Source organism: Roseomonas sp. CCTCC AB2023176 (genome assembly GCF_042259275.1).
Classification (GTDB): Bacteria; Pseudomonadota; Alphaproteobacteria; order Acetobacterales; family Acetobacteraceae; genus Roseomonas.
Map to the genome: position 1 here is coordinate 1,524,495 of NZ_CP170086.1, position 23,813 is coordinate 1,548,307.

A 23,813-nucleotide genomic window follows, 5' to 3' on the forward strand; every position below is an offset into this window, starting at 1 on the left:
GCACGAAGGCTCGCATAGCCGCGATCCGGGAAGCCGTGCCCCCGGGATGACCGGAGCACGGCAAGCCCGGATCGGCCGGCCTCACGTCCAGAGGAAATCCGCCTTCGAGAGCGAAGCGAGCGCCACGTGGTCCAGGATCACCGCCATGTCTACCGTGCCGTCTCCGTTCACATCCACGCTCAGCAGGTGTGACGTCTCGTCGAAACGCGCCTCGGACCGCGCGGTCGCGGTGAAGGCGGCGTCGCCGCGAAAGTCGAACCCACCCTTCTGCATCCCGGAGAAGACAAGGAGGTCGGTGGCCCCGTCGAAATCGGTGATCCGGTCCGGCGCGGCCGCCGTCGACTCCGCCGCCTTGAAGATGAACCGGTCCGCACCGCCGCCGCCGTTCAGAACGTCCGCCCCGGCCCCGCCATAGAGCTGGTCCGCACCGCTCCCCCCGACGAGCGTATCCTTACCCCCGGCGCCCTCCAGCCGCGCGCCCGGCCCGGAATTGACGATGCGGTCGTTCCCCGCGCCGCTATAGACGGTCTCGACGGAGTTGACGGTCACGTCGTTGTTCGCCCCGGAGAAGAGGGTAACCATGTCGCTCCCCGCCCCGAGCGAGATGGTGCCGCCGGCCAGCGCCGTCTTCAGCGTGAGGGTGTCGGCGTAGGACCCGCCGGTGATCGCCTCGATGTTCGCGACGGTCAGCGAATTCGACCCTGCCGAGGACAGGATGAGCGTGTCCTTGCCGCCGCCGAGGTCCGCATCGAAGCCCCAGACCGCCTTCGTCAGCGTGATCGTGTCGTCGCCCGCGGTTCCCGTGACGCTGCCGGCACTGATGACGCCCGAGGTCGGAGACGATGCGGGCGGTGCCGCCACGGCCTCGGCCGTCGAGAAGCTCAGGCCGCTCACGCTCACCGTCAGGCCCGAGCCGACGAACTTCACGGACTCGACGTTGAGAAGGGTGTCGGTGACGCCGCCGGCGGTCGCGGTGAAGCCCGCGGCCGTGCCGGCGAAGACGTAGTCCGACTGCTTGCCGTCCAGCAGCACGAGATCGGAGCCCGCCCCGCCGTCGAGCAGATCGCTCCCGCCGCCGCCGACGAGGGTGTCGTTCCCCGCGCCGCCGAGCAGCGTGTCGTTGCCGCCCCAGCCCTCCAGCCGCGCGGCCGGACCCGCCGCCACGACCCGGTCGGCCGCCGAACCGCCGACGACGAGCTCGACGCTCGTCGTGGTCACGTCGTTCGGGCCGGCCGACGACAGGTTGAGGCGGTCGCTGCCGGCGCCGAGGCTGATCGTGCCGCCGACGAGCGCCGTGGCGAGCGTGATGGTATCGGCGTAGGAGCCGCCCGTGATCGTCTCGACGTTTGAGACAATCAGCGTGTTTGCCCCGGCCGTGGACAGCGTAAGCCGGTCGTTGCCGTCGCCGAGGTCGGCCAGGAAGGCGGAGACCACCGTCACCAGTGGCACCGCGTCGTCGCCCGCCGTGCCCGTGACGCCGGTGGCGGTGAGCACGACCGTGCTGCCGCCCGGCGGCGGTGGCGGCGGAGGCGAAGGCGGCGCCACGCCCGCGAGGCCGAGGGTGGCCACGTCCACCGTCTCGCCGCTATCGAGGAACTTGACGAACTCGATATTCAGCAGCGTGTCCGCGACGCCACCGCGCGCGGCCGTGAAGTTCGCCGTGGTGCCGGCGAAGGCATATTCCGCCTTGCTGCCGGACAGCACGGCCGTGTCAACGCCGCCGCGCCCATCCAGCAGGTTCGCGGCGTCGTTCCCGAAGATCGTGTCCTGGCCCGCGCCGCCGGTCGCGTTCTCGATGAGAGACCGTGCGTCGCCGTTGTATTGCAGCGCGTTGGCGACATTCCCCGCGGCGTACTTCGTGCCGCCGAGGTTTGCCTTCTGGACGGAGCTGGTCGTGGTCCACTCGCCGGGCCGCAGGTCGATGCTGACGCCGCCTGCGTAGTTCGACAGGTCGTAGGTGTCGTTTCCGCCGCCGTCCCAGATCGTCATGAACACGCGGTTGCCACCCGGCGCGCCCTGTCCGACGCCGTTGATCGACATCTCCCCAGTCGCCGCGTTCCACGTGTAGACCGAGTTGCCGGCGTTCGTCGTGAAGTCCGCGCCGTACATCCGCTGCAGCGCGGCGATGTCGTACATCATGAAGGTCTGGGCGTAGCCCCAGGTCTCGTTCGTGACGGAGGAGGTCCCCGCGCCGACGAAACTCCGGTAGCTCATGATCGAATATTCCATGGAGTCATGCTCGGCCGTCATGTCGCCGAGCCCCTCTCCCCCATGGGCATGGTTCAGGCCGAGCGTATGGCCGGTCTCGTGGAGGAAGATGTAGCCGGCGTAGTTGCCGCGCGCCGGCGCGGCGTAGAGGCCGCCCGTCTTGTGGAACCACGCGTCACCGCCGATCGGCGAAGGGCTGGGGTCGTAGGCCCAGGCGGTGGACGGCTTGTCGGACAGCGCGAAGCGAAGTTCGGCGGCGGGCGCCTCGCTCCCGCTCTTCTCGACGAAGTCGAGGTTCGTGAGGGACGCCACCGCGGTCAGCACGCCGCGGACGGCGGACTGCTGGACCGCGCTCATCGCGCCGAAGGTGCCGGTCTCGCCGATGCCGTAGCCGGTGGGGTAGGCGGAGACGACCGTGGGGAAGCTGAAGGTCAGCTGCCTGACATCCCAGGCGACGCCATCGAGGATGCCGTCAATGTCTTGGTTCCCCGTCCGGGTCACCGCGATCACGCTTGTCATGACATGGCCACTTCCGAAGGGAGGTCAGCGATCCCTCGGGGGCGCTCCACTCATTCCGGCAGGGAGGTTCGGCGGGAAGGCCGATCCTCCGTCAGGCAGGCCGTCGCGGGACGGCGGTTCCATCGCGATCCGTAACTTGTTCCGGAAGGAAGACGATACTTTGACCGGAGCTCATTACGCTTGCGCGATGTAAGCCATTGCTGGACTCGTGATCACGAAACCTTGAGATCACGTTCCCGTTACTTTGGCGAGGTCATGACTGCAAGTTTCACGTGTATGACGGGCCGGCAGCACAACTCTTTTCGCAGAAAAACAGTCCTGCGACCCGAATTCTGTCTCTATATTCCTGATAAGATTGCTCACAGGTCCGTGATGTCACAGTAGCACCGCGACCCAAGCAGGTTTCAGTGCGCATCCGGCGACCGCTGCGAGCCGCGGCCGTCCGGTCAGGCGACGACGATGGCAGCCCCGGCCGCGTAGAGCCGCTCGCGGAGCCCTGCCCGCGGACGCACGACAACGACCCCCGGGGCAGGGGAGGTGATGAGGGTCGCCTGCTCCGCCGCGATGGCGTCGAGCGCGACGTCCTCATCCGCGAAGACCGCGATGATGGGCGGGGCAGCGTGCGTGATCAGCGTGGTGGACATGTCCCAATGATCGGGACGGGACGTAAATCCCGGCTTAACGCCAACCCTCCGTCAGCCCACCCGGCAGCACGGGGTGTGGGTCCAGCGCCACGTTGAACCAGAACAGCGCGAGGTGAAGATGCGGCCCCGTCACCCGCCCCGTGGCGCCGGACAGCCCGATCGGCTGGGCCCGCGACACCTCCTGCCCGACCCGCACGTCCATCCGCGACATGTGGGCGTAGAAGGTCGTAATGCCGTGCCCGTGCTCGATCAGGATGGTGTTGCCGGTGAAGTAGAGGTCCTCCGCCAGCGTCACCCGCCCCGCGGCCGCCGCGACCAGCGGCGTCCCTGTCGGCACCGCGACGTCTAGCCCGAGATGCGGCGCCCGCGCCTGCCCGTTCAACACGCGCTGGCTGCCGTAGATCCCGCTGATCCGCCCCGTGGCCGGCCAGGCGAAGCCCTCGGCGAAGTGCGGCACCGGCGTATCCGTCCGCCGCGCCGCGTTCAGCCTCTCCTGCTCGGCGCGGATTCGGTTCATCGCCTCCGCGTTCGGGGAGACGAAGCGGTCGGGGATGCCGTTCAGCCGCTGGATGTCCCATTGCCGCGGCATCACGGTGATGCGCCGCGTCTCCGGCCGCCCCTCGGCATTCGTCAGGGTGATCGTCGCCTCCGGCCCTGCGTCGCGGGCCGTCCCGAACGCCAGCGTTCCCTCCGGCGCCACGCGGATCGCCCGCCCTTCGAAGGCCGCGGCCCGGGTTCCGCGCGGCGCGCGCCCGACCACCAGCATCCCCTGCGTGATCCGCTCGGGCAGCACCAGCGCCGCCGCGGGGCGTGCGGCCAGCAGGGCGGGCAGCGCCAGCGCGGCGCGACGTCCGATCACAGCAGGCTTCCCTGGTCCTTCGACCTCGCCGCGCGCTTCGGCTTCTCCTCCGCGCCGCGCGACGGCGTTCCCTCACCCTCGGTCACCTGCACCGTCCCGTCCGCGAACTGTACGGACAGCCGCGCGCCCGCCGCCACGGCCGCCGCCCGCGTCACCGCCGCGCCGGACTCGTCGCGCACCAGGACAAAGCCGCGGTCCAGCACCGACTGATAGGAGGCGGCCTCCAGCCGCGCCGCCAGCCCGCCGAGCGACGCCCGGCAGGTGCGCAACTGCCCCTGCACGTAGGGCATGGGATCGGGCACCCGCGCCAGCGCCTCCGACCGCTCCGCCAGGTCCGCCCGCGCCGCCCCGGCCAGCCGGTCCGTCGCGCGTCCCAAGGCCCCCGTCGCGTCGCGAAGCCGCGCACGCAGCAACGGACGCGTGTCGGGCACGCGGGCCAGCGCATTCGACTGCCGCGCGATCAGCCGCGCCGTCGCCGCACCGGCTCGCTGCCCAAGCAGATCCAGCGTCGCGCGCCGCGCGGCGATCGCCTCCTGCGGCCGCGGCAGACGCCCCGCCGCATTCTCCAGCGCCCGGCGCTTCGTCGCCAGCAGGGATCGTGGCGCGAGCCGCAGCCGCTCCCCACGGTCGTGCAGCCGGTCCCGCGCCGCGCGCAGCATCCCCGGCAGGTCCGGCAGCCCCGCCCCGGCACGCGAAAGCCGCAGCCGCGCCCGGTTCAGCACCGACGCCCCGGCCTGCCCGAGCCGCAGCCCCCGCTGATGCACCGCCGCCGCCAGTTCCTCGCGCGCCGGCACCGCCATCTCGGCCGCCGCCGTCGGCGTCGGTGCCCGCCGGTCGGAAGCGAAGTCGATCAGCGTCGTATCGGTCTCGTGCCCCACCGCGGAGATCAGCGGGATCGGACAGGCCGCCGCGGCGCGTACGACCACCTCCTCGTTGAAGGCCATCAGATCCTCGAGCGACCCGCCGCCACGCGCCACGATCAGCACGTCGGGCCGCCGCACCGCCCCGAGCGGCGAGAGCGCCCCCATCGCCGCGATCGCCGCGGCCACCGCCTCGGCCGACCCCGCCCCCTGCACCTGCACGGGGTAGAGCAGGATCGGGCGGGGGAACCGCCGCGCGATGGTCGTGCGGATATCCTGGATGACCGCGCCCTTCTCGCTCGTCACGACGCCGATGACGTCGGGCAGGAACGGGATCGGCTTCTTCCGGGCCTCGTCGAACAGCCCCTCCTGCACGAAGCGCTGGCGCAGCAGTTCGATCCGCGCGAGCAGCGCACCCTCGCCGGCGTATTCCAGCCGCTCGATCACCAGCGCGAAGTCCGACCGCTTGTCGGAAGCCGTGATCTTGCCGGTCGCGATGAACTCGACCCCGTTCTCGGGCTTTACACCGCCGCGCAGCGACCCGCGCCAGATGATCGCCCGCAGAGTCCCGGCCTCGTCCTTCAGCGTCAGGTAGGTATGGCCGGAGGGATAGACCTTCAGCTCAGTGATCTCGCCGCGCACCCGCACCCGCCCGAAGGCGGATTCCAGCGTGCGCTTCACCGCGCCGGAGAGCTCGGCGACGGAGTATTCGGGGACGTTGCTGGCGGGGGTGTCGGGCATCGGTCCGGGCCAGGGTAACGCCCCCGACCCTACCTTGGCACCCTACCCCGCCATTCCGCCTTGGCAGCCCGCCTTGGCACGTCGCGTTGGCACCCCGCGCCGGCCGTGCCATCACGCCGCCCGCTTCGGGGCGGGGGTGCGGATGCGGGTTCTGCTAGTCGGCGGCGGGGGGCGTGAACACGCGCTGTCCCGGAGCATCGCGGCCTCTCCCCTCCTCACCCGTCTCTGGGCCGCCCCCGGCAACCCCGGCATCGCCGAGCATGCGGAATGCGTCCCGATCGGCGTCGAGGACATCCCCGCCCTCGTCGCCTTCGCCCGCGACAACGCCGCGGACCTCGTCGTCGTCGGGCCCGAGGCGCCGCTGACGCTCGGGCTGGCCGATGCCCTCGCGGCCGCGGGGATCGTCTGCTTCGGCCCCTCCGCCGCCGCCGCGCGCCTGGAAGGCAGCAAGGCCTTCTGCCGGGAGGTCACGTCCGCCGCCGGCGTCCCCGGCGCGGAATGGGCCCGCTTCGACGACCCCGCCGCCGCCCGCGCCTACGTCCGCGCCAAGGGCGCCCCCATCGTCGTGAAGGCGGACGGCCTCGCCGCCGGCAAGGGCGTCGTCGTCGCCGCGACGGTCGGGGAGGCGGAGGCGGCGATCGCCGACATCATGGAGGCCCGCGTCCACGGCGCCTCCGGCGCGACCGTCGTGATCGAGGAGTGCCTGACAGGGCAGGAGGTCTCCTTCTTCGCCCTCTGCGACGGCACCGACGCCGTCCCCCTCGCCGCGGCGCAGGACCACAAGCGGGTCGGGGACGGCGACACCGGTCCCAATACCGGGGGCATGGGCGCCTACTCCCCGCCGCCGGTCTTCAACGACGCGATGCGCGACGACGTGATGAACCGCATCATCCACCCCACGCTGGCCGAGATGGCCCGCCGCGGCACACCCTTCCGCGGTGTCCTCTTCGCCGGCCTGATGGTCACCGCGACCGGACCACGCCTCATCGAATTCAACGTCCGCTTCGGCGACCCGGAATGCCAGGCCATCCTCATGCGGCTGGACGGCGACCTCCTCGCGGCGCTGGACGCCGCCTGCCGCGGCCGGCTGCGCGACCTCGCGCTCGGCTGGTCCGCCGATCCGTCCCTCGTCGTCGTCATGGCGGCCCGGGGCTATCCCGGCACGCCGGCCAAGGGCGGCACGATCGCGGGCCTCGACCGCGCCGCCGCGATCCCCGGGGCACGCGTCTTCCAAGCCGGCACGGCGCGGCGCGCGGACGGCACCCTCGTAGCACAGGGCGGCCGCGTCCTCGGCATCGGCGCCCGCGCCCCGACGCTTCGCGCCGCCCGGGACGCGGCCTATGCCGCCGTGGACGCGGTGGAATGGCCCGACGGCTTCTGCCGCCGCGACATCGGGAGCCGCGCGCTGTGACGGAGGAGGCGACGGCGTCGATCCGCTGCGGAGACGACCTCCGCAGCCGCATCCCCGGCGATTACCTCTGCATCGCCGACCCCGTCTGCCAGGGCCCCGTCCATGACGAGCCCATCCCGGCCTATGTCTCCACCCGCGCGGGCTTCGTCGCTGCGCATTACGCGCACGACGTCGGCGCGGTGCGCGCCCGTCTCGGCACCGAATACGCCGCCTTGCGCGGCCTGACCCGCTACGCCCGCGTGCTCCTGTGGTTCGAAGGCGACCTCTGGGACCAGGCGGTGCTGCTGCGGGTCCTGTCGCTCCTCGCCGACCTGCCCGCCCTGGCGGGCCGCCTCTTCCTCATGCCCTCCGACGGCCTGCGCCCCTTCGCGCACCTGCCGCAGGACGAACGGGACGCGCTGGACCCCGAACCGCTCCCCTGGTCGGCCGTCGAGGCGGGGGCTGAGGCCTGGCGTGCCTTCACCGCCTCCGATCCCACGCCGCTGGACGCCCTGTCGCGACGCTCGCTGCCCTTCCCGCACATGGCGCGCGCCCTGCGCCGGCACCTTCAGGACCTGCCCTGGACGAGCGACGGGCTGGCGCTCACCGAACGCCTCGTGCTCCGCGCCGTCTCGGAGGGCGCGCGGAGCGAGGCGGCGCTGGTCGAGCGCCTCGGGCTGTCCGACCCCGCCTTCCACCTGACCGACCTGATCCTCCGCGACGTGCTGGCACGCCTGCGCGGCGGCACCGGCCGGCTGATCACCCGCGACCCGCCTCACGCCCTGACGCCGCGGGGGAAGCCGTGCTGTCCGGCGAGGAACGGCACGTCCCCGCCGCACGGTTCGTCGGCGGCGTGACCGTCCGGCCCGCGGATGGCTGGCGCTGGGACCCGGTCGCCCGCACCGTCACGACGGGCCGCGGCGCAGCAGCGGGCGGCCTGCCCTGGGCCTGACGGCCGGGCCGCGCGACCGCCGCCCCCACCTTCACAGAATCGTGAGGTCGGGCCTATTCTTGCTCGATGCGCGTCCTGCCTCTCCTGCTGCTCTCCCTCCTCCTTTGCGGCTGCGAGGACTCGCGCTCGGCACGGGAGGCCGGCCGCCTCGTCGGCAATGCCCTGCGTCTCGCCGTCCTCCTTCCGCCCCTGCCGGGCGGGGATGCGGAGCCCCCTCGCTATGACCCGCCCGAGGGCAACCTGGACGAGCCGGGCGACACCGTCCCGGGCGGCCCCTCCCTCCTCGTTTCCTACGGCAGCCAGCGGAAGGTGTTCACCCTCCTCCAGGCGAACGGGGAGCAGCGACTCTGGCGCTCGGCGGACGGGACGGTGATGGGTACCGACGGCGCGCGCGTCGTCGCGACGGCCGGCCTCTCCACCTGGGTCGCGGCGACGCGCTTCGACGGGCCGGACCCGCTGGCCTCCGCGACGGCGCTGCTCGACCAGCCCGCGACCGCGCGGCGTCTCGTTGACCTGATGACCGGCGCGCGGGACCCGCAGCGGATGCGCTTCGGCGTCTCCCTCGAATGCCGCCTACGCGCCGCGCTGGCCGAGGACGCCCTCTACGTCGAGGAGCGCTGCGGCGGCGGTGCCCGCTTCGTGAACCGCTTCTGGGCCGACCCTGCGACCGGCGCCGTCTGGCGGTCCGAGCAGTGGGTCGGGATCGACGACCGCCTGATGACCGTCGAGGTCATTACCCCGCCCGCCACGTGAGGCCCGCGCGGCGCACCCGGGCCGCGACATAGGCCAGCCAGAGCAACTGCACGACCAGCGCCGGCACGACGACCAACGGCTTCAGCCCGGGCCGGAGCAGCGGGAAGACGAGCGCGAGCCCGGCATGCAGCAGCACGAAGCCCCCATGGATCGCGGTAACCGACCGCACGCCCATGCCGGCGCGCTGCGCCAGTTGGTACAGGTGCGTCCGATGCGCCGCCGCCAGCCGTTCCCGTATGGCCGCGCGGCGCAGCAACGTGAACCCCGCGTCGAACAGGATCGCGAAGAGCAGCAGCGGCACGATGAGGAAGGAAATGCCCGAGGCATCGAAGCGCGACGCCGCCACCGCCAGCACGGCGAGAATGAAGCCGAGGAACTGCGCCCCGACATCCCCCATGAAGATCCGTGCCGGGTGCAGGTTGAAGGGCACGAAGCCCGCCAGCCCCGCCGCCAGGAACAGGGCGGCGGCATAGATGAACCACCCCTCCTGCCCCGCTGCGATCACGGCGAGCGCCGCGCAGACGACCAGCAGCGTGCCCCCGACCAGCCCGTCCATCCCGTCCATGAAGTTGACGGCATTGGTGCAGCCGACGATCCAGAACAGCGTCAGCAACGGCCCGAGCCAGCCGAGCTCCACGACGCCGATCCACGGCAGGGCAAGACGATGGATCACCAGCCCCGTCCCCATCGCGACGAGGGCGGCCGCGCTCTGCGCCAGCAGGCGCAGGCTGGCCGGAAGGTCACGCAGATCGTCCACCAACGCGACCGTGGCGATCGCCAGCGCGGCGAGGATCACGCCGACGAACTCGGGATCCGCGATCCGCGCGAAGCGTGCGGTGCCGTAGAGGACGACCATTCCCAGGATGAACGCGCCGACGATGCCGACGCCCCCACCCTTGGGCGTCGGCACGGTATGCGCCGTCGCGGCCCGGCGCGCCGGGTCGTCCAGGATGGGGAACGCGATCATCAGCCGCACGAGCACGGCGGAAAAGCCCGCGAGCAGCAGCGCGAAGCCCAGGTGCTGGAAGGCCGCGGAGGCCTGCATCAGGGAGCGACCCGCGCCGCATCGAGCGAGGCATAGACGTCCCCGCTGTTCGCCTCATGCGGGAGGGCGCCGATCCATTCCGCCATCGCCCCCGCGTCCACCGGGCACGGCAGGGCCAGCCGCATGTCCTCGCCGAGGCAGGCGTTAAACCGGTACGGGCCGAGCGATGCGAGCCGTTCCAGGCATTCCCGCGCCACACCCCGCTGGATCGTCGTGAACTCGAAGGACAGCGAGCGCAGCGGCCGCGACAGCCCGGCCAGCGCCTCGGCCTCGTAGCCCTCCACGTCCAGTTTCGCGAAGGCCGGCTCCCCATGCGCTGCGATCAGCGCGTCGAGCGTGGTGACGGGCCGCGCGATCTCCGCGTCCCAGACCTGCCCCTCCCAGCCCGCCGCGCCATCCGCCGCGGCAACGAAGGCGTCGGAGGCCGTGGCGACGGTCGGATTGGCGGTGTTCAGGCGCAGCACGCCCTCGCCCGGTTCCGGGCCGACCAGGGCCGCGACCAGCGTCACGCCGGGATCGCGCCCGAAGATCAGCCGCAGCGCCCGCAGGAGCGAGGGCTGCGGTTCCACGGCGACGGCCCGCGCGCCGAGGCGACGGAACGAGGCGGTCCGGTCGCCGACATGCGCGCCGACGTCGAAGGCCAGGTCCCCCGGACCTACGAATCGCGACAGGAAGGCGTCCAGCGCCGCAGCCCGCCCGGGCGCGTAGTAGACCCGCAGCGACCGTCCGACCCCGCGCGCGCCGTGGGTGCCATGGGCCGTCATCGCGCGAAGACCAGCGCCACGCCGCCCGCGTGCGACGGCGGCACCATTACCCCCGCCGGCGTCTCCCGCAGCGGCAGGTGGCCGAGGTGCCGGCGCGTCGTCCCCGCATCCGTGGTGCCCAGCACGATCCCGGCGATGGCTGGCCGCGACGGCATCTCCACCCCGGGCAGGATCACGGCCGACACCTCCGGGGCCAGCACGCGCACGCGGCCGTTCGGCAGGGGCAGCGCGAAGCCGCCATCCCGGTCGGGTTCCAGGGCCAGGCCAGCGAGGCGGGACAGCCGCGCCGCGCTCTCCGCCGGACGGTCCGCGACGAGGATCGCCTCCCGCAGTTCCGTCGCGCCGTTCGCGTGCTCGGTCCATCGAGGCTGCCACAGCAGATCGGGCGTCAGGTGCCGCACCAGCTGCACGCGCCCCTCCGGCGCGTCGGGCAGCGGCAGGCGCTCGAACTGCGCGACCGGGCCGTCATCGGTGACCGGGCGCGAGAGCGGCGCGACCCCCGCGATCTCCAACCCGGCACGGCGCAGGCGGGCGAGGTTCCCCTCCGGATCCTCCATCCCCAGGGCCAGGATGTGCGCGCCCTCGAAGCGCTCGATCATCCGGCCCACGCCGTTGTCCGGCAGGGCGGGCTCGATCAGCGCCAGCAGTTCGAGGTAGCCGTGCCGCAGCATGGCGCAGCGGTTCCCGGTCGCGAGCGGCCCGCCTTCGTTCGACTGGCGCGACACCGGCGTCAGCGTGAAGCCCAGCCGTTCGTAGACTCCCCAGAGCGCCGGCCCGTCGCGCGTCAGCAGCCCGACATGGTCGAGGCCCGTCGCGCCGCTCAAGGCGTCGCGCCCGGCCCGGCTTCGTAGTGGGGCAGCAGCCAGGAAGCGGGCTCCGCCGCCGCCTCGTCGTACCAGCGGGCGACGAGCGGGTGGGCGCGCACCGCGTCCATGTAGCCGCGCGAGCGCCCCGTCACCGGCGGCGCGTAGGTCAGGAAGCGCGTGACCACCGGCGCGTACATCACGTCCGCCACGCCGAACGCCGCGCCGTGCAGGAAAGGCCCGCCCGTCGCGTCGAGGCATTCGGCCCAGAGCGCCTCCACCCGCGCCACGTCGGCCATGGATTCGACCGTGCGCCCGCGCCCCGAGAAGTCGCGGCCGAGGTTCATGGGCATGTTCTGGCGCAGCGCGCGGAATCCCGCATGCATCTCGCTCGCGGCACTTCGCAGCAGGGCGCGGAGCGCGCGGTCCTGCGGCCAGAGCGAGGGCGCGAGCTCGGCGCAGTATTCTGCGATCGAGAGGCTTTCCCACACCCGGGCCCCGCGGTGTTCGAGGTAGGGCACCAGCCCCGCTGGGGTCGCGGACTTCAGCGCCGCCGTCCCCCCGCCGCCGGCGAGAGGGATCAGCACCTCCTCCACATCCAGGTCCGCCAGCCGCACCGCCAGCCAGCCGCGCATGGACCAGGAGGAGTAGCGCTTCGTCCCGATGACGAGCCGGCCTTCACGTCCCCTCTGTTCAGGCATGCGCGGGAACACCCTTCGACGTGGAATACTCGAAATGCAGCGCCTCGCCCGGGAAGATCCGGGGATGGATGGCGTGGGCAGCCATCGCCGCCTCGGAGAAGCCCTGCAGGATCAGCTTGAGCTTGCCCGGATAGGTCGCGACGTCGCCGATCGCGTAGATGCCGGGACGGTCGGTCTCCAGCGTCGCCGGCGCGACGGCCACGTGGTGCTTGTCCATGCCGAGGCCCCATTCCGCGATCGGGCCGAGTTCCATGGACAGCCCGAAGAAGGCGAGGAGGAAGTCGGCCTCGACGTCCCGCTCCTCCCCTTTCAGGGTCGCGAGGGTGACGTGGGACAGCCGCGCCCCGTCGCCCTTCAGCCCGTGCAGCTGGTAGGGAATGGCCATCTCGACCTCGCCCCGCGCCGCCGCCGCTTCCAACTGGGCGACCGATTCCGGCGCGGCGCGGAACTTCGGCCGGCGATGCACGACGATCACCTTCGCCGCGATTTCCTTCAGCGACAGCGCCCAGTCCACCGCGGAATCGCCGCCGCCCGCGATGACCACGCGCTTGTCCCGGAAGTCCTCCCGCCGCGAGCACATGTAGCGCACGGCACCGGACGCCTCGTAGCGCTCCAAGTCCGGAAGCGGCGGCCGGTTCGGTCCGAAGGCGCCGGCGCCCGCGGCGATGATCACGGCCTTGGCGCGGATCGCGTCGCCCGCGCTGGTGCCGAGCGTGAAGTGCCCGTCCTCCTCCAGCAGCCGCTCCACGCGGCGGCCCGTGAGGTATATCGGGTCGAAGGGCTGCGCCTGTTCACGCAGCTGCTCGATCAGGTCGGCGCCGGACACGCGGGGGTGCGCGGGGATGTCGAAGATCGGCTTCTCCGGATACAGCGCCGCGCATTGTCCGCCGATCGCGTCGAGCGCATCGATCACCACGGATTTCATCCGCAGCATCCCGCATTCGAAGACGGCGAACAGGCCGACGGGGCCCGCGCCGATGATGGCGACGTCGGTCTCGATGTGGGCGGTCATGCGCCGCGACATACGGCGGGGGACGGGGAGGGGAAGGGGTCGGGGGCGCGGGGCGGCCTGTTCAGCCCCCGCGACCCGCGCCATACCCCCGCCCCGCATGCCACCCCTGACCCTAGACCTGCCCGACGAGGCCGCGACCGCCGCCCTCGGCGCGCGTCTCGCGGCGGTGCTGCGGCCGGGGGATGCGGTGCTGCTGGACGGGCCGCTGGGCGCGGGGAAATCAGCCCTGGCCCGCGCCGTCCTGCGCGCTGCCGCCGGCGATCCGGCGTTGGAAGTGCCCTCCCCGACCTTCACCCTCGTCCAGACCTACGACCTCCCGGCGGGCCCCGCGCATCACTTCGACCTGTATCGCCTGGACGGCCCCGCCGGCTTGCGCGAACTCGGCTGGGAGGAAGCGCGGGAGGGCGTCGTCCTCGTCGAATGGCCGGACCGCCTGGGCGACCTTGCCCCGCCCGACTCCCTCCGCATCACGCTCGCCTTCGGGGAGGCGCCGGAGGCCCGGCGCGCCACCTTCTCCGGCTGGAATCCCGACCGCATGGCTTCCCTCCGTCCGTGACCGCCGTCGCCGACTTCCTCGCCGCCCATGGCTACCGGGCCGCCACCCCCGCCCCGCTGCCGGGCGATGCGGGCCACCGCCGCTACCTCCGCCTCCGCGGCGGCCCGCATCCCGCGATCCTGATGGACGGGTCGGAGGCCGCCGCCGTCGGCCTCGCCTCGGCCGAGGCGGACCTGCGCGCCTTCGTGGACATCGCCGCCCATCTCCGCAGCCTCGGCCTCTCCGCGCCCGAGGTCATAGCCGCCGACCCGCCGGGCGGCCTGCTGCTGCTGGAGGATCTGGGCGACGACACCCACGCCGCGCTGCTGGACGCGGGCGCGGACCCGACGCCCCTCTACCTCGCCGCGATTGAGGCGTTGGCCGTCCTGCACGCCGCACCACCACCCCCGGACCTGCCGCCGTGGGACGGCGCGGCGATGTCGCGCGCGGCGGCCGCCACCTTCCTCGACTGGTGGTGGCCCGCGGCCTTCGGCACTGCCCCCACGCCCACCCGGCGCGACGCCTTCGCCGCCGCCATCCGCGACACCATCGCCCCCTTCGAGGGTACGGCCTTCGTCCATCGCGACTGGTTCCCTGCCAACCTCATGCGCCTGGACCGCCCAGGCGTCTGCGCGACGGGCATCCTGGACTTCCAGGACGCGGCCGTCGGCCACCCGGCCTACGACGTCGTCTCCCTGCTCGAGGACGCACGCCGCGACGTCGCGCCGGAGGTCCGGGACGCCGCGCTGGACCGCTACCTCTCCCTCCGCCCCGAACTCGACGCCGCAACGTTCCGCGCGGCGATGGCGGCGATGGCGGCGGTCCGCCACCTGCGGGTCGCCGCCCTCTGGGTCCGGCTCGACCGGCGCGACGGCAAGCCGCGCTACCTCGTCCACGGCCCCCGCTGCTGGCGGCTGCTGGACGCCGCCCTGCAACACCCCGCGACCGCGCCGCTGGCGCGCTTCCTCGACTCGGAGGTTCCGCGATATCAGCGCGCCAACCCGAGGGCCGCCGCATGATCCACCTGACGCACGGGATGGTGCTGGCCGCCGGCCTCGGTACCCGCATGCGGCCGCTGACCGACGCGGCGCCGAAGCCATTGCTGACCCTGCGCGGCCGGACGCTGCTGGACCACGCGCTGGACCGGCTGGACGATGCGGGCATCGGGACCGCCGTGGTCAACGCGCATCATCTGGCCGACCAGATCGTCGCCGCCGTCGCGACCCGCGCGCGCCCGCGCTGCGAGGTCGTCGTGGAACCCGACCTGCTGGAAACCGGCGGCGGCATCCTGAACGCCCTGCCGCGCCTCGGTGCCGGCCCCTTCGCGGTCGTGAACGGCGACGCCTACTGGCTCGACGGTCCCACGCCCGCCCTCCTCCGCCTCGCCGCGGCCTTCGAGCCGGAGCGGATGGATGCGCTCCTCCTCCTCGTCCGCTCCGCCCATGTGAACGGGGAGGTCGGGACGGGCGACTTCCTGCTCGACCCGCTCGGCCGCGTCCGTCGTCCGAAGGAGAGGGAGATCGCGCCCTACGTCTACACCGGCGTGCAGATCATGGCGTCCTCGCTGCTGGAGGGCTGCGCCCCCGGCCGCTTCGGCCTCATGCAACCCTGGCTCCGCGCGATCGAGGCCGGGCGTCTCTACGGCCTCGTCCACGACGGCGCCTGGTTCCACCTCTCGACACCGCCGGACCTGGAACGGGCGGAGAGGATGCTGGACACGGGGCTGGTGAAGTTGTTCTAGCACTCACGCTGCCGGTCAGGGGGAATGGCGGAGTCCGCGCGGGCGTCGTCGTGTCGCCGGAGCACGTCGCCCGTCGGGCGTGCGACGCAGGGGCAGCCGGTTTCGTGCGGGTGGCTTCCCAACGCGACGGCCGCGGCCGTGAACGGCGGCGGGGAAGTGTGTATGCTCCGCCGCGGGATCCACGCATGGGGTGAGGGAGGGGGCCGGGCTTGAACCTGTTCGAGATCCCGGCGCACCGACCCTTCCTGGATGACCTGGCGCGCGGCGTCGTCGCGCTGGTGGGGGAGGACACCGATCCCGCCGCCCTTGCGCGCGTCTCCATCTTCCTCCCCACCCGCCGCGCCGCGCGGTCGCTGCGCGAGGCCTTCCTGAAGGCCGCGGGGCGCGAGGCGCTCCTGTTGCCTCGTCTCCGAGCCCTCGCCGGCCTGTCCACGGAGGATGGGGAGGAGCTGTCGCTCCCCGTCCTGCTCGACCAGCCGCCCGCGGTGGACGCGGCCCGCCGCCTCGCCGTCCTGGCCGAGCGCGTGATGCACATCCCCCCGCGCTTCGGCGGTCCCGACACGCCGGACAAGGCCTGGCGCCTGGCCGCCGAACTCGCGCGCCTGCTCGACGAAACGGCGCTGGAAGGCTGCGACCCCGCGACGATCCCGGACCTCGTCGCCGGCGACCTCGCACGGCACTGGGAACTGACGCACAAGTTCCTCGTCGCGATCATCCAGGACTGGAATGCCTGGCTGGACCGTCAGGGCCTGATGGACATCGGCCCGCGCCGCGTCGCCGCGCTAGAAGCCCAGGCGCGCGCCTGGCGCGACGACCCGCCAGCCGATCCCGTGATCGTCGCGGGCATCGGCGCCGGCGGCACGATCCCCGCCGCGGCTGAGCTTCTTCGGGTCGTCGCCCACCTGCCGCGCGGCGCCGTCATCCTGCACGGCGGCGGCGAGACGGTGCCGCGGGACATGTGGGACCACCTCTGCGAGGCCCATTCGCACCCGCTGCACGGCACCGCCGGCCTGCTCCGCACGCTCGGCATCGTCCCGGACGATCTGCGCCCCTGGCCGGGCACGCCACGCGAGGATCTGGACCCGCTGGCGTTACGGGCCGAACTCCTCGCCCGCGCGCTGCGTCCCGAACCCGCCATCGCCTGTTGGCAGGACCGGGAACCCGAACGCTGGCGCCCCGCCCTGCCGGGCCTCGACCTGCTGACCGCACCGGACGAGGCCGGCGAGGCCGCTGCCATCGCCCTGCTGCTGCGTGAAGCCCTCGAAACCCCAAATGCCCGCGCTGCCCTGATCACGCCGGACCGCGACCTCGCGCGGCGCGTGCAGGTCGAATTGCTGCGTCACGGCGTCATCGCCGACGATTCCGCGGGCCAGCCCCTCGGCACCACGCCGGCCGGCGCCTTCCTGCGACTCGTCGCGCGAATGGTGGAGGAACGCTTCGCGCCGGTCCCGCTGCTCGCCTGCCTGAAGCACCCGCTCTGCGCCGGCGGGATGGCGCGCGGCGACTGGACGCGCGCGGCGCGGGACCTGGAGCGCGCCGCGCTGCGCGGCCCCCGACCGGCGCCCGGCCTTGCCGGCCTTCGCGCCGCCATCGCGCCGGTACGCAACACCGACCTGCGCGACCGCGCCCGCGCGCTGCTGGACGCGCTGGAAGCCGCGCTCGGCGACTTCGCCGAACTCGGGCCGGGCGTCCGTCCCGCCGCCGACCTGCTGGCCGCGCACCTCGAAGCCGCGGAAGCCCTTTGCGCCACGGACGCGCAGCCCGGCGCCGAACGCCTCTACGCCGGAGAGGAAGGCGAGCCGCTGGCGCAGCACCTCGCCGGCCTCGAACCGGCGATGGCGGAACTTCCGCCGCTGCGCGCCGATGCCTGGCCCCCGCTTTTCGACGCGCTGCTGGAAGGCCCGCTCGCCCCGGGCGTGCGCAGCGTGCGGGGCCGCAAGGGCGGCAGCCACCCGCGCGTGCAGATCCTCGGCCTGCTGGAAGCGCGGCTGCAATCCTTCGACCGCGTCGTCCTCGGCGCGCTGGAGGAGTCGGTCTGGCCGCTCGCCACCGACCCCGGCCCCTGGATGAGCCGCCCGATGCGCCGTGAATTCGGCCTGCCCGCGCCGGAATGCCGCATCGGCCGCGTCTGTTCCGACTTCTTCCTCTCCGCCCTCTCGGCCCCGCGCACGACGCTGTCCCGCGCCCGCAAGCGCGCCGGTGCGCCGACCGTGCCTGCGCGCTGGATAACGCGCACCGAAACCTTCCTCGGCGGCCAGGGCCTCGTCGGGCTGGAACCCTCGCCGGCCGCGGGCTGGGCCACGCTGCTCGACATGCCCGATGAAGCGCGCCCCTGCGCCCGCCCCGCGCCGAACCCACCCGTCGCCGCGCGGCCGCGCCGCCTCTCCGTCACCGATGTCTGGCTGATGAAGTCGGACCCCTACGCGTGGTACGCCAAGCGGGTGCTGAGGCTGCAGCCGCTGGACGACCTCGACGCCGACGCGGATGCGGCGGATTACGGCAATCTCATCCACACGATGGTCGCCCGCTGGCTGACGCTTTGCGGCGGCGACCCGTGGTGCGAGCTGGCGGTGGCCCACTTCGCTGTCGCGATGGACCACGCGCTCCAGGAGATCGCGCCGCGCCCCGGCCTCGTCGCCTACTGGCGTCCGCGCCTGTCGCGTATCGCCGACTTCGTCCTGACGACGGAGCGCGCGCGGAGCCACGTCACGACCCGTCGCGCGGAGGTGTCGGGCAGCCTGACGCTGGATTGCGGCGTCACGATCCAGGGCCGCGCGGACCGGGTGGACGTCCTGACAGACGGCACGCTGGCCATTCTCGACCTCAAGACCGGTACGCCGCCGTCCCACGCGCAGATGGCCGATGGCCGCGCACCGCAACTGCCGCTGGAAGCCGCGATGGCCGCGCGCGGCGCCTTCGACGGTGTGCCGGCGATGGCCGTCTCCGAACTCGCCCACTGGCACGTCTCCGGCGGGTGGGAGGCCGGGGCCGTCCACGTCTTCAAGCCCAAGGGCCAGGCGCTGGAGGAGGTGACGGAGGACACGCTGATCCAGGTGGACAACCTCGTCCGGTCCTTCCTCCTCTCCAAGCGTCCCTTCCTCGCGCGCCCCCATCCGTCCCGCGCGCCGAAGGGCGATGAATACGACCACCTCTCCCGCATCCGCGAATGGGGCGGCGCCGTCGCAGGCGACGGGGGCGACGCGTGAACGAGGCGCTGCATGCCCGCGAACGCGCAACCATCGCGCAGCAGACCGCCTCCGACCCCCGCATATCCGCCTGGGTCGGCGCCTCGGCGGGATCGGGCAAGACCAAGGTCCTGACGGACCGCGTCCTCCGCCTGCTGCTGCGGGAGGACGCGGAGCCCGGCCGCATCCTCTGCCTCACCTTCACCAAGGCCGCGGCAGCGGAAATGCAGACGCGGCTCGCGAAGCGCCTGGGGCAGTGGTCCGCCATGTCCGACCAAGCCTTGAGGGAGGAGGTCGAAAAAGTCATCGGCGAGAGGGCGACGGCTTCCGAGCTGGCCACCGCGCGCCGCCTCTTCTGCCGCGTGCTGGAACAGCCTGGCGGGATGCGGATCCTGACGATCCACTCCTTCTGCCAGTCGCTGCTGCAATCCTTCCCGCTGGAAGCGCAGTTGCCACCGGGCTTCGCGATGCTGGAGGAAGCGGACAGCGACGCCCTGCTGGCCGAGGCGCGCGAAGCCGCGCTCGCCGGTGGCGCCATCCAGGAAGACGCGCTCGGCGCCCTCTCGCGCCTCATCTCGGCCGATGCGTTGGGCCGCGTCATCCGCGACCTGAACCAGCATCGGACGCGTGTCGAGCCGATCCTCGCCGGATCGCAGGATGTGGCGACGCTTCTTCATGGCTGTCTCGGCCTGCCCGACGGCGAATGCGAGGACGACGTCGCCGCGCAGTTCTGCGCCCCGCCCGACGAGGTCGTCGCCGCCGCCCGCCTGCTGGCCGAGCACAAGACCAAGACCGCGCGCGACCTTGGCACGCGGATGCTGACGCTGCTGTCCCATCCGCCGGAGCACCGCTCGCCCGATGAATGGTGGTCGTGCCTCCACACCAACGAGGGCACGCCCCGCGCTGCGCTGGTGAAGGCGGATGAATGCTTCACGCGGGAATGCGCGCGCCTCATGGAACTGGAGGTGCGCCGCACCGCGCACCGCCTTCGCGCCGCGACGGGTGCGCTTCTCTCCGCCGCGCGGCCGGTGCTGCGCGACTATGAATCGCGGAAATCCCGCCGCGGCGCGCTGGACTTCGACGACCTGATCGCGCGCGCCCAGGCGCTGTTGAAGGACCCCGGCTCTGCCTGGGTGCTGTTCAAGCTCGACGGCGGCCTCGACCACATCCTGCTCGATGAGGCGCAGGACACGAACCCCGCGCAATGGGGCATCGCCGAGGCGATCACGCAGGAATTCTTCGCCGGCACCGGCACGCGGGAAGCGGGCGCGCGCACCTTCTTCGCCGTCGGCGACGCGAAGCAGAGCATCTTCGGCTTCCAGGGTGCCGATGCCCGGGGGTTCCTGAACCGCCAGACCACCTTCGAGACCCTCATCGAACAAGGTGGCGGCACCTTCGTCCCCGTCCCACTCTCCGTCTCCTTCCGGTCCTGCTCCCCCATCCTGTCCCTCGTCGACCGCGTCTTCGAGGATGGGCCCGCGCGCCAGGGCGTCGTGGAGGGTGAGATCCGCCTGGAGCACTCCACCGACCGTGCGGGTCACGCCGGCCATGTCGAGATCTGGCCGTTGCTGGAACGCCCCACGAAGGACGAACCACCCGCCTGGTTCGTCCCCGACACGCCGGTCAGCGCCGGCGACGCGGAAGCGCAGCTCGCCGACGCCCTCGCCGCCCGTATCCGCCACATGATCCGGCACGAAACCCTGCCCGCCCGCGGCGACCGCCCGATCGGGCCGGGCGACGTCATGGTCCTCGTTCGCCGCCGCACCCGTTTCGTGGAACTGCTCGTCTCCGCCCTTAAACTCCGCGGCGTGCCGGTCGGCGGCGTGGACCGCCTCAAGCTGGTGGACCAGATCGCCGTCGCCGACGTCATGGCGCTGCTCGACGTGCTGCTGCTGCCGGAGGACGATCTTTCCCTCGCCGCCGTATTGAAGTCGCCGCTGATCGGCCTGACCGAGGACGAACTTTTTTCCGTCTGCCACGGCCGCGAGGGCCGCCTGTGGTCGGCCCTCTTCGTCCACCGCGGTCAGCAAACCCCGCTCGGCCGCGCCGCCGACCTCATCGCGAACCTCCGCGACCGCGCGGACTACGTCACGCCCCACGCGCTGATGAGCGAGGTCCTCGGCGAGGGCGGCGGCCGCGCCCGCCTTCTTGCCCGCCTCGGTGCCGAGGCCGCCGAAGCGCTGGACGAACTCCTCTCCGCCGCCCTCCGGTACGAGGCGAGGAACCCGCCTTCCCTGCAAGGCTTCCTGCACTGGCTCCGCGCCGGCGGCGCGACGGTGAAGCGGGAGGCCGAGAACGCCGGCGACGCCGTCCGCATCATGACCGCGCACGGTTCCAAGGGTCTGGAATCCCCCGTCGTCATCATTCCCGACATCGGCCGTGGCGGCGCGCGCGACAGTCTGATGTGGACGGGCAGCAGCGGTGCGGGCGCGAACCAGCCTGCCATCCCCCTCTGGGCGCCGCGCAAGGAGTTCCAGGCCCAGGCCTGGCGCCGCGCGAAGGACACCGCCGAGGAGGCGGCGAACGAGGAGGAGAACCGCCTGCTCTACGTCGCGCTCACCCGCGCGGAGGATCGGCTGATCGTCTGCGGGATCGCGCCGGCCAAGGCGACGCCCCATCCGCCCTGGCACCAATGCGTGAAGGACGGCTTCTTCCGCGGCCATGAACGCGGCGAGGATGGCTACGCGCGCGTGCCGTTCGATCCCACGGGCTTCGGCTACGCCGGCGCCGGCCTCTTCGGCGAGGAGGGCTGGCACATCCGCTGCCCGCAGGCCGTGGATCCGAAGCCCGAACCCGCCGTCATCCGCGCCGAGGCCGCACGCCTCCCCGCTTGGGCCACCGAGGCCGCCCCGCCCGAGGCGAGCGAGGACCCTATCGCCCCGTCCCGCGTCGAGGGTGAGGAAGGCCCCGCCGCCGCCCCGCACGGCGCGGCCGACCCCGGCGGCCGCCGTTTCCGCCGCGGCCAACTCATCCACGCCCTGCTGCAATTCCTCCCCGGTCACCCGCAGGACGCTCGCGAGGCGATCGCCCGCCGCCACCTCGCCCGCCCAGGTCACGGCCTGACCGAGGAGGAACAGGACGCGACGTGGCGCGAGGTGCGCGGTGTCCTCGAACACCCCGCGCTCCCAGACGCCTTCGCCCCGGGATCCCTCGCCGAAGCCCCCTCGCCGGCACCATCGGCGGCCGCGCCATCGCGGGGCAGGTCGACCGCTTGTGCATCGGCCCGGACCGCATCGTCGTCGTGGACTACAAGACCAACCGCCCCCCGCCGACGCAGGCGGAGGACGTGTCGCCGGCCTATCTCCGCCAGATGGCCGCCTACCGCGCCGTCCTCCGCGCCGCCTGGCCCGGCCGCCGCGTGGAATGCGCCCTCGTCTGGACCTGGTCCGGCCATGTCATGTCCTTGCCCGACGCCGTGCTGGACCCCCACGCGCCGCGCGCCTGATCAGCTTGCACGGCACCCGCGCCTGACGCACACCATGCGCCGCCAGAACGAACAATCTTCGGGGAACGCCAGCATGATCACCCGCCGCCACCTCGGCCTCACAACACTTGCCCTCGCGCCAGCCGCGGCGCTTGCACAGGTCACCTACCCCGAGCGCAACGTCACCCTCGTCGTCCCCTGGGCTGCCGGCGGCTCCACCGACGCCGTCGCCCGCATCCTGGCCGAGCGCCTGACGCGCGACACCGGCCGCGGCTTCGTCGTGGACAACCGCGCCGGCGCCAACGGCACGATCGGCTTCTCCTCCGTCGCGCGGTCGCGCCCCGATGGCTACACCGTCCTCGTCGGCACGGTGTCCACCTACGCGATGGCGCCGCATCTCTACCAACTGCCCTACGACAACGACCGCTCCTTCACCGGCGTCGGGCTGATCGCCTCCCAGCCGATGATCCTCTGCGTGCCGAAGGCCTCGTCGCACCAGACGCTCGCGCAGTTCGTCGAAGCCGCGAAGCGCCCGGACAACCGCATGGTCTACGCCAATTCGGGAACCGGTTCCTCGACTCACCTCGCGACGGAGCTGTTCCTCAACGCCGCGGGCATCACGATGACCGATGTCGGCTACCGCGCCGGCGCGCCCGCGGTGCAGGGGACGCTCGCGAACGAAGCGCAGATGATCGTCCAGGCGGCGTCCGGCGTGCTGCCGCTCATCCAGTCCGGCGACCTCCGCGCGCTGGCGATCAGCAGTGCGCAGCGCTCCCCCGTCGCGCCGAACATCCCGACGTTCAAGGAACAGGGCTACGACGTGGAGGTCGCGGAGCACATCGCCGTCCTCGTCCCGGCCGGCACGCCCGATCCGATCGTGCAGCGCCTGAACGGCCTCTTCGTCGCCGCGGCCACCGCTCCCGACACGCGCGAACGTCTCGCCGCCCTCGCCACGGTGCCGGAGACCATGAAGCCGGAGGAGTGGAACGCCTACAACGTCGCGGAGAACGCGAAGTGGCGCGACGTCATCCGCGCACGGAACATCCGCGTGCAGTAGCACCGGTCACCGCCATGTCGTGACACTTCGATGTCACGGCGCTCGCGCGTTGGTGAGGAGCCTGCCCATCCGGGCAGGCTTCTTTCGCTTCCACCGATCGTCTCGGTTGATACATGTTTACCGGCATCTTCCGTTGAGAGGTGCCGGGCATGCCCGCCTACGACATCAAGTTGAACGGCCGCGCGATGCGCGTCGAGGCCGAGCCCGAAACACCCCTGCTCTGGGTCATCCGCGAGGCCGCCGGCCTCACCGGCACGAAGTTCGGCTGCGGCATCGCGCAATGCGGCGCCTGCACCGTGCACCTGGACGGAACGCCGCTGCGCTCCTGCTCCCTCCCCGTCTCCGCGCTGGAAGGTCGGGAGGTCACGACGATCGAAGGCGTCGCGGGACGGGAGGCCGAGGCCGTCAAGGAAGCCTGGGTTGCGCGCGACGTGCCGCAATGCGGCTACTGCCAGTCGGGCCAGGTGATGAGCGCCGTCGCCCTGCTGCGCGAAGTTCCCAAGCCCACCGACGCCGACATCGACGGCGCCATGGCCGGCAATCTCTGCCGTTGCGCGACCTATGTCCGCATCCGCGCCGCCATTCACGACGCGGCCCGCGCGCTGGAGAGGACCTGAGCC

Annotated in this window: 19 protein-coding genes and 1 pseudogene; 11 read left to right on the forward strand and 9 right to left on the reverse strand. The window is 72.6% G+C overall.

Annotated features, from left to right (window positions below):
* Positions 1-81: 81 nt before the first annotated feature.
* The 4 genes from ACE7GA_RS07670 to xseA form a co-directional block, all read right to left on the reverse strand.
* Positions 82-2,727 (reverse strand): M10 family metallopeptidase C-terminal domain-containing protein, encoded by a 2,646-nt coding sequence (locus ACE7GA_RS07670; protein ID WP_376097936.1) that lies wholly within the window; start codon positions 2,725-2,727, stop codon positions 82-84.
* A 446-nt stretch (positions 2,728-3,173) separates the two neighbouring features.
* Entirely contained in the window at positions 3,174-3,371 is a 198-nt protein-coding gene (locus ACE7GA_RS07675) for a hypothetical protein (protein ID WP_376097938.1), read from the reverse strand.
* A gap of 34 nt (positions 3,372-3,405) precedes the next feature.
* Entirely contained in the window at positions 3,406-4,230 is an 825-nt protein-coding gene (locus ACE7GA_RS07680; protein ID WP_376097940.1) for a M23 family metallopeptidase, read from the reverse strand.
* Positions 4,227-5,831 (reverse strand): exodeoxyribonuclease VII large subunit, encoded by a 1,605-nt coding sequence (gene xseA, locus ACE7GA_RS07685; protein ID WP_376097942.1) that lies wholly within the window; start codon positions 5,829-5,831, stop codon positions 4,227-4,229. The genes ACE7GA_RS07680 and xseA overlap by 4 nt, the downstream gene beginning before the upstream one ends.
* Before the next feature lie 142 nt (positions 5,832-5,973).
* Here xseA and purD point away from each other — a divergent pair, with 142 nt between their 5' ends.
* The 3 genes from purD (at position 5,974) to ACE7GA_RS07700 (ending at position 8,926) form a co-directional block, all read left to right on the forward strand.
* Complete coding sequence (purD, locus tag ACE7GA_RS07690; protein WP_376097944.1) at positions 5,974-7,242, forward strand: phosphoribosylamine--glycine ligase; 1,269 nt, start codon at positions 5,974-5,976, stop codon at positions 7,240-7,242.
* Positions 7,239-8,078: a hypothetical protein gene (locus ACE7GA_RS07695; protein ID WP_376097946.1), complete on the forward strand. Its 840-nt coding sequence runs from the start codon at positions 7,239-7,241 to the stop codon at positions 8,076-8,078. The genes purD and ACE7GA_RS07695 overlap by 4 nt, the downstream gene beginning before the upstream one ends.
* Before the next feature lie 161 nt (positions 8,079-8,239).
* Positions 8,240-8,926 carry a YjbF family lipoprotein gene (locus ACE7GA_RS07700; RefSeq protein ID WP_376097948.1) on the forward strand — a complete coding sequence of 229 codons (687 nt, stop codon included), beginning with the start codon at positions 8,240-8,242 and terminating at the stop codon, positions 8,924-8,926.
* Here ACE7GA_RS07700 and ACE7GA_RS07705 read toward each other — a convergent pair.
* From ACE7GA_RS07705 to ACE7GA_RS07725, 5 genes are read right to left on the reverse strand one after another with little or no spacing between them, the layout of a single operon-like run.
* Positions 8,907-9,971: a glycosyltransferase family 4 protein gene (locus ACE7GA_RS07705; protein WP_376097950.1), complete on the reverse strand. Its 1,065-nt coding sequence runs from the start codon at positions 9,969-9,971 to the stop codon at positions 8,907-8,909. The two genes, ACE7GA_RS07700 and ACE7GA_RS07705, sit on opposite strands and share 20 nt — an antisense overlap.
* Positions 9,971-10,735: an FkbM family methyltransferase gene (locus ACE7GA_RS07710; protein WP_376097952.1), complete on the reverse strand. Its 765-nt coding sequence runs from the start codon at positions 10,733-10,735 to the stop codon at positions 9,971-9,973. The genes ACE7GA_RS07705 and ACE7GA_RS07710 overlap by 1 nt, the downstream gene beginning before the upstream one ends.
* Positions 10,732-11,559 (reverse strand): VOC family protein, encoded by an 828-nt coding sequence (locus ACE7GA_RS07715; protein ID WP_376097954.1) that lies wholly within the window; start codon positions 11,557-11,559, stop codon positions 10,732-10,734. Before ACE7GA_RS07715 ends, ACE7GA_RS07710 begins: the two co-directional genes overlap by 4 nt.
* Positions 11,556-12,239, reverse strand: coding sequence for a glutathione S-transferase family protein (locus ACE7GA_RS07720; RefSeq protein WP_376097956.1), 684 nt, complete (start codon positions 12,237-12,239; stop codon positions 11,556-11,558). The genes ACE7GA_RS07715 and ACE7GA_RS07720 overlap by 4 nt, the downstream gene beginning before the upstream one ends.
* Positions 12,232-13,251, reverse strand: coding sequence for an NAD(P)/FAD-dependent oxidoreductase (locus ACE7GA_RS07725; protein WP_376097959.1), 1,020 nt, complete (start codon positions 13,249-13,251; stop codon positions 12,232-12,234). The genes ACE7GA_RS07720 and ACE7GA_RS07725 overlap by 8 nt, the downstream gene beginning before the upstream one ends.
* A 97-nt stretch (positions 13,252-13,348) precedes the next feature.
* On the opposite strand from ACE7GA_RS07725, the gene tsaE reads away from it, so the two are divergent.
* The 8 genes and pseudogenes from tsaE to ACE7GA_RS07765 all read left to right on the forward strand — a co-directional run bounded on the left by tsaE (position 13,349) and on the right by ACE7GA_RS07765 (position 23,810).
* Positions 13,349-13,807 carry a tRNA (adenosine(37)-N6)-threonylcarbamoyltransferase complex ATPase subunit type 1 TsaE gene (gene tsaE / locus ACE7GA_RS07730; protein ID WP_376097962.1) on the forward strand — a complete coding sequence of 153 codons (459 nt, stop codon included), beginning with the start codon at positions 13,349-13,351 and terminating at the stop codon, positions 13,805-13,807.
* Positions 13,804-14,805 carry an aminoglycoside phosphotransferase family protein gene (locus ACE7GA_RS07735; protein ID WP_376097965.1) on the forward strand — a complete coding sequence of 334 codons (1,002 nt, stop codon included), beginning with the start codon at positions 13,804-13,806 and terminating at the stop codon, positions 14,803-14,805. The genes tsaE and ACE7GA_RS07735 overlap by 4 nt, the downstream gene beginning before the upstream one ends.
* Entirely contained in the window at positions 14,802-15,527 is a 726-nt protein-coding gene (locus ACE7GA_RS07740) for a nucleotidyltransferase family protein (protein ID WP_376097968.1), read from the forward strand. The genes ACE7GA_RS07735 and ACE7GA_RS07740 overlap by 4 nt, the downstream gene beginning before the upstream one ends.
* Positions 15,528-15,736: 209 nt before the next feature.
* Positions 15,737-18,733 (forward strand): double-strand break repair protein AddB, encoded by a 2,997-nt coding sequence (gene addB / locus ACE7GA_RS07745; protein ID WP_376097971.1) that lies wholly within the window; start codon positions 15,737-15,739, stop codon positions 18,731-18,733.
* Positions 18,694-21,816, forward strand: a pseudogene (gene addA / locus ACE7GA_RS07750) (double-strand break repair helicase AddA); the annotation flags it as partial. The gene addB and the pseudogene addA, both read left to right, overlap by 40 nt.
* Before the next feature lie 137 nt (positions 21,817-21,953).
* Entirely contained in the window at positions 21,954-22,157 is a 204-nt protein-coding gene (locus tag ACE7GA_RS07755; RefSeq protein ID WP_376100155.1) for a hypothetical protein, read from the forward strand.
* Between the two features lie 73 nt (positions 22,158-22,230).
* On the forward strand, positions 22,231-23,193 hold the full coding sequence (locus ACE7GA_RS07760) for a Bug family tripartite tricarboxylate transporter substrate binding protein (RefSeq protein ID WP_376100157.1): 963 nt from the start codon (positions 22,231-22,233) through the stop codon (positions 23,191-23,193).
* Positions 23,194-23,342: 149 nt separating this feature from the next.
* On the forward strand, positions 23,343-23,810 hold the full coding sequence (locus ACE7GA_RS07765; protein ID WP_376097974.1) for a (2Fe-2S)-binding protein: 468 nt from the start codon (positions 23,343-23,345) through the stop codon (positions 23,808-23,810).
* Positions 23,811-23,813: the final 3 nt, after the last annotated feature.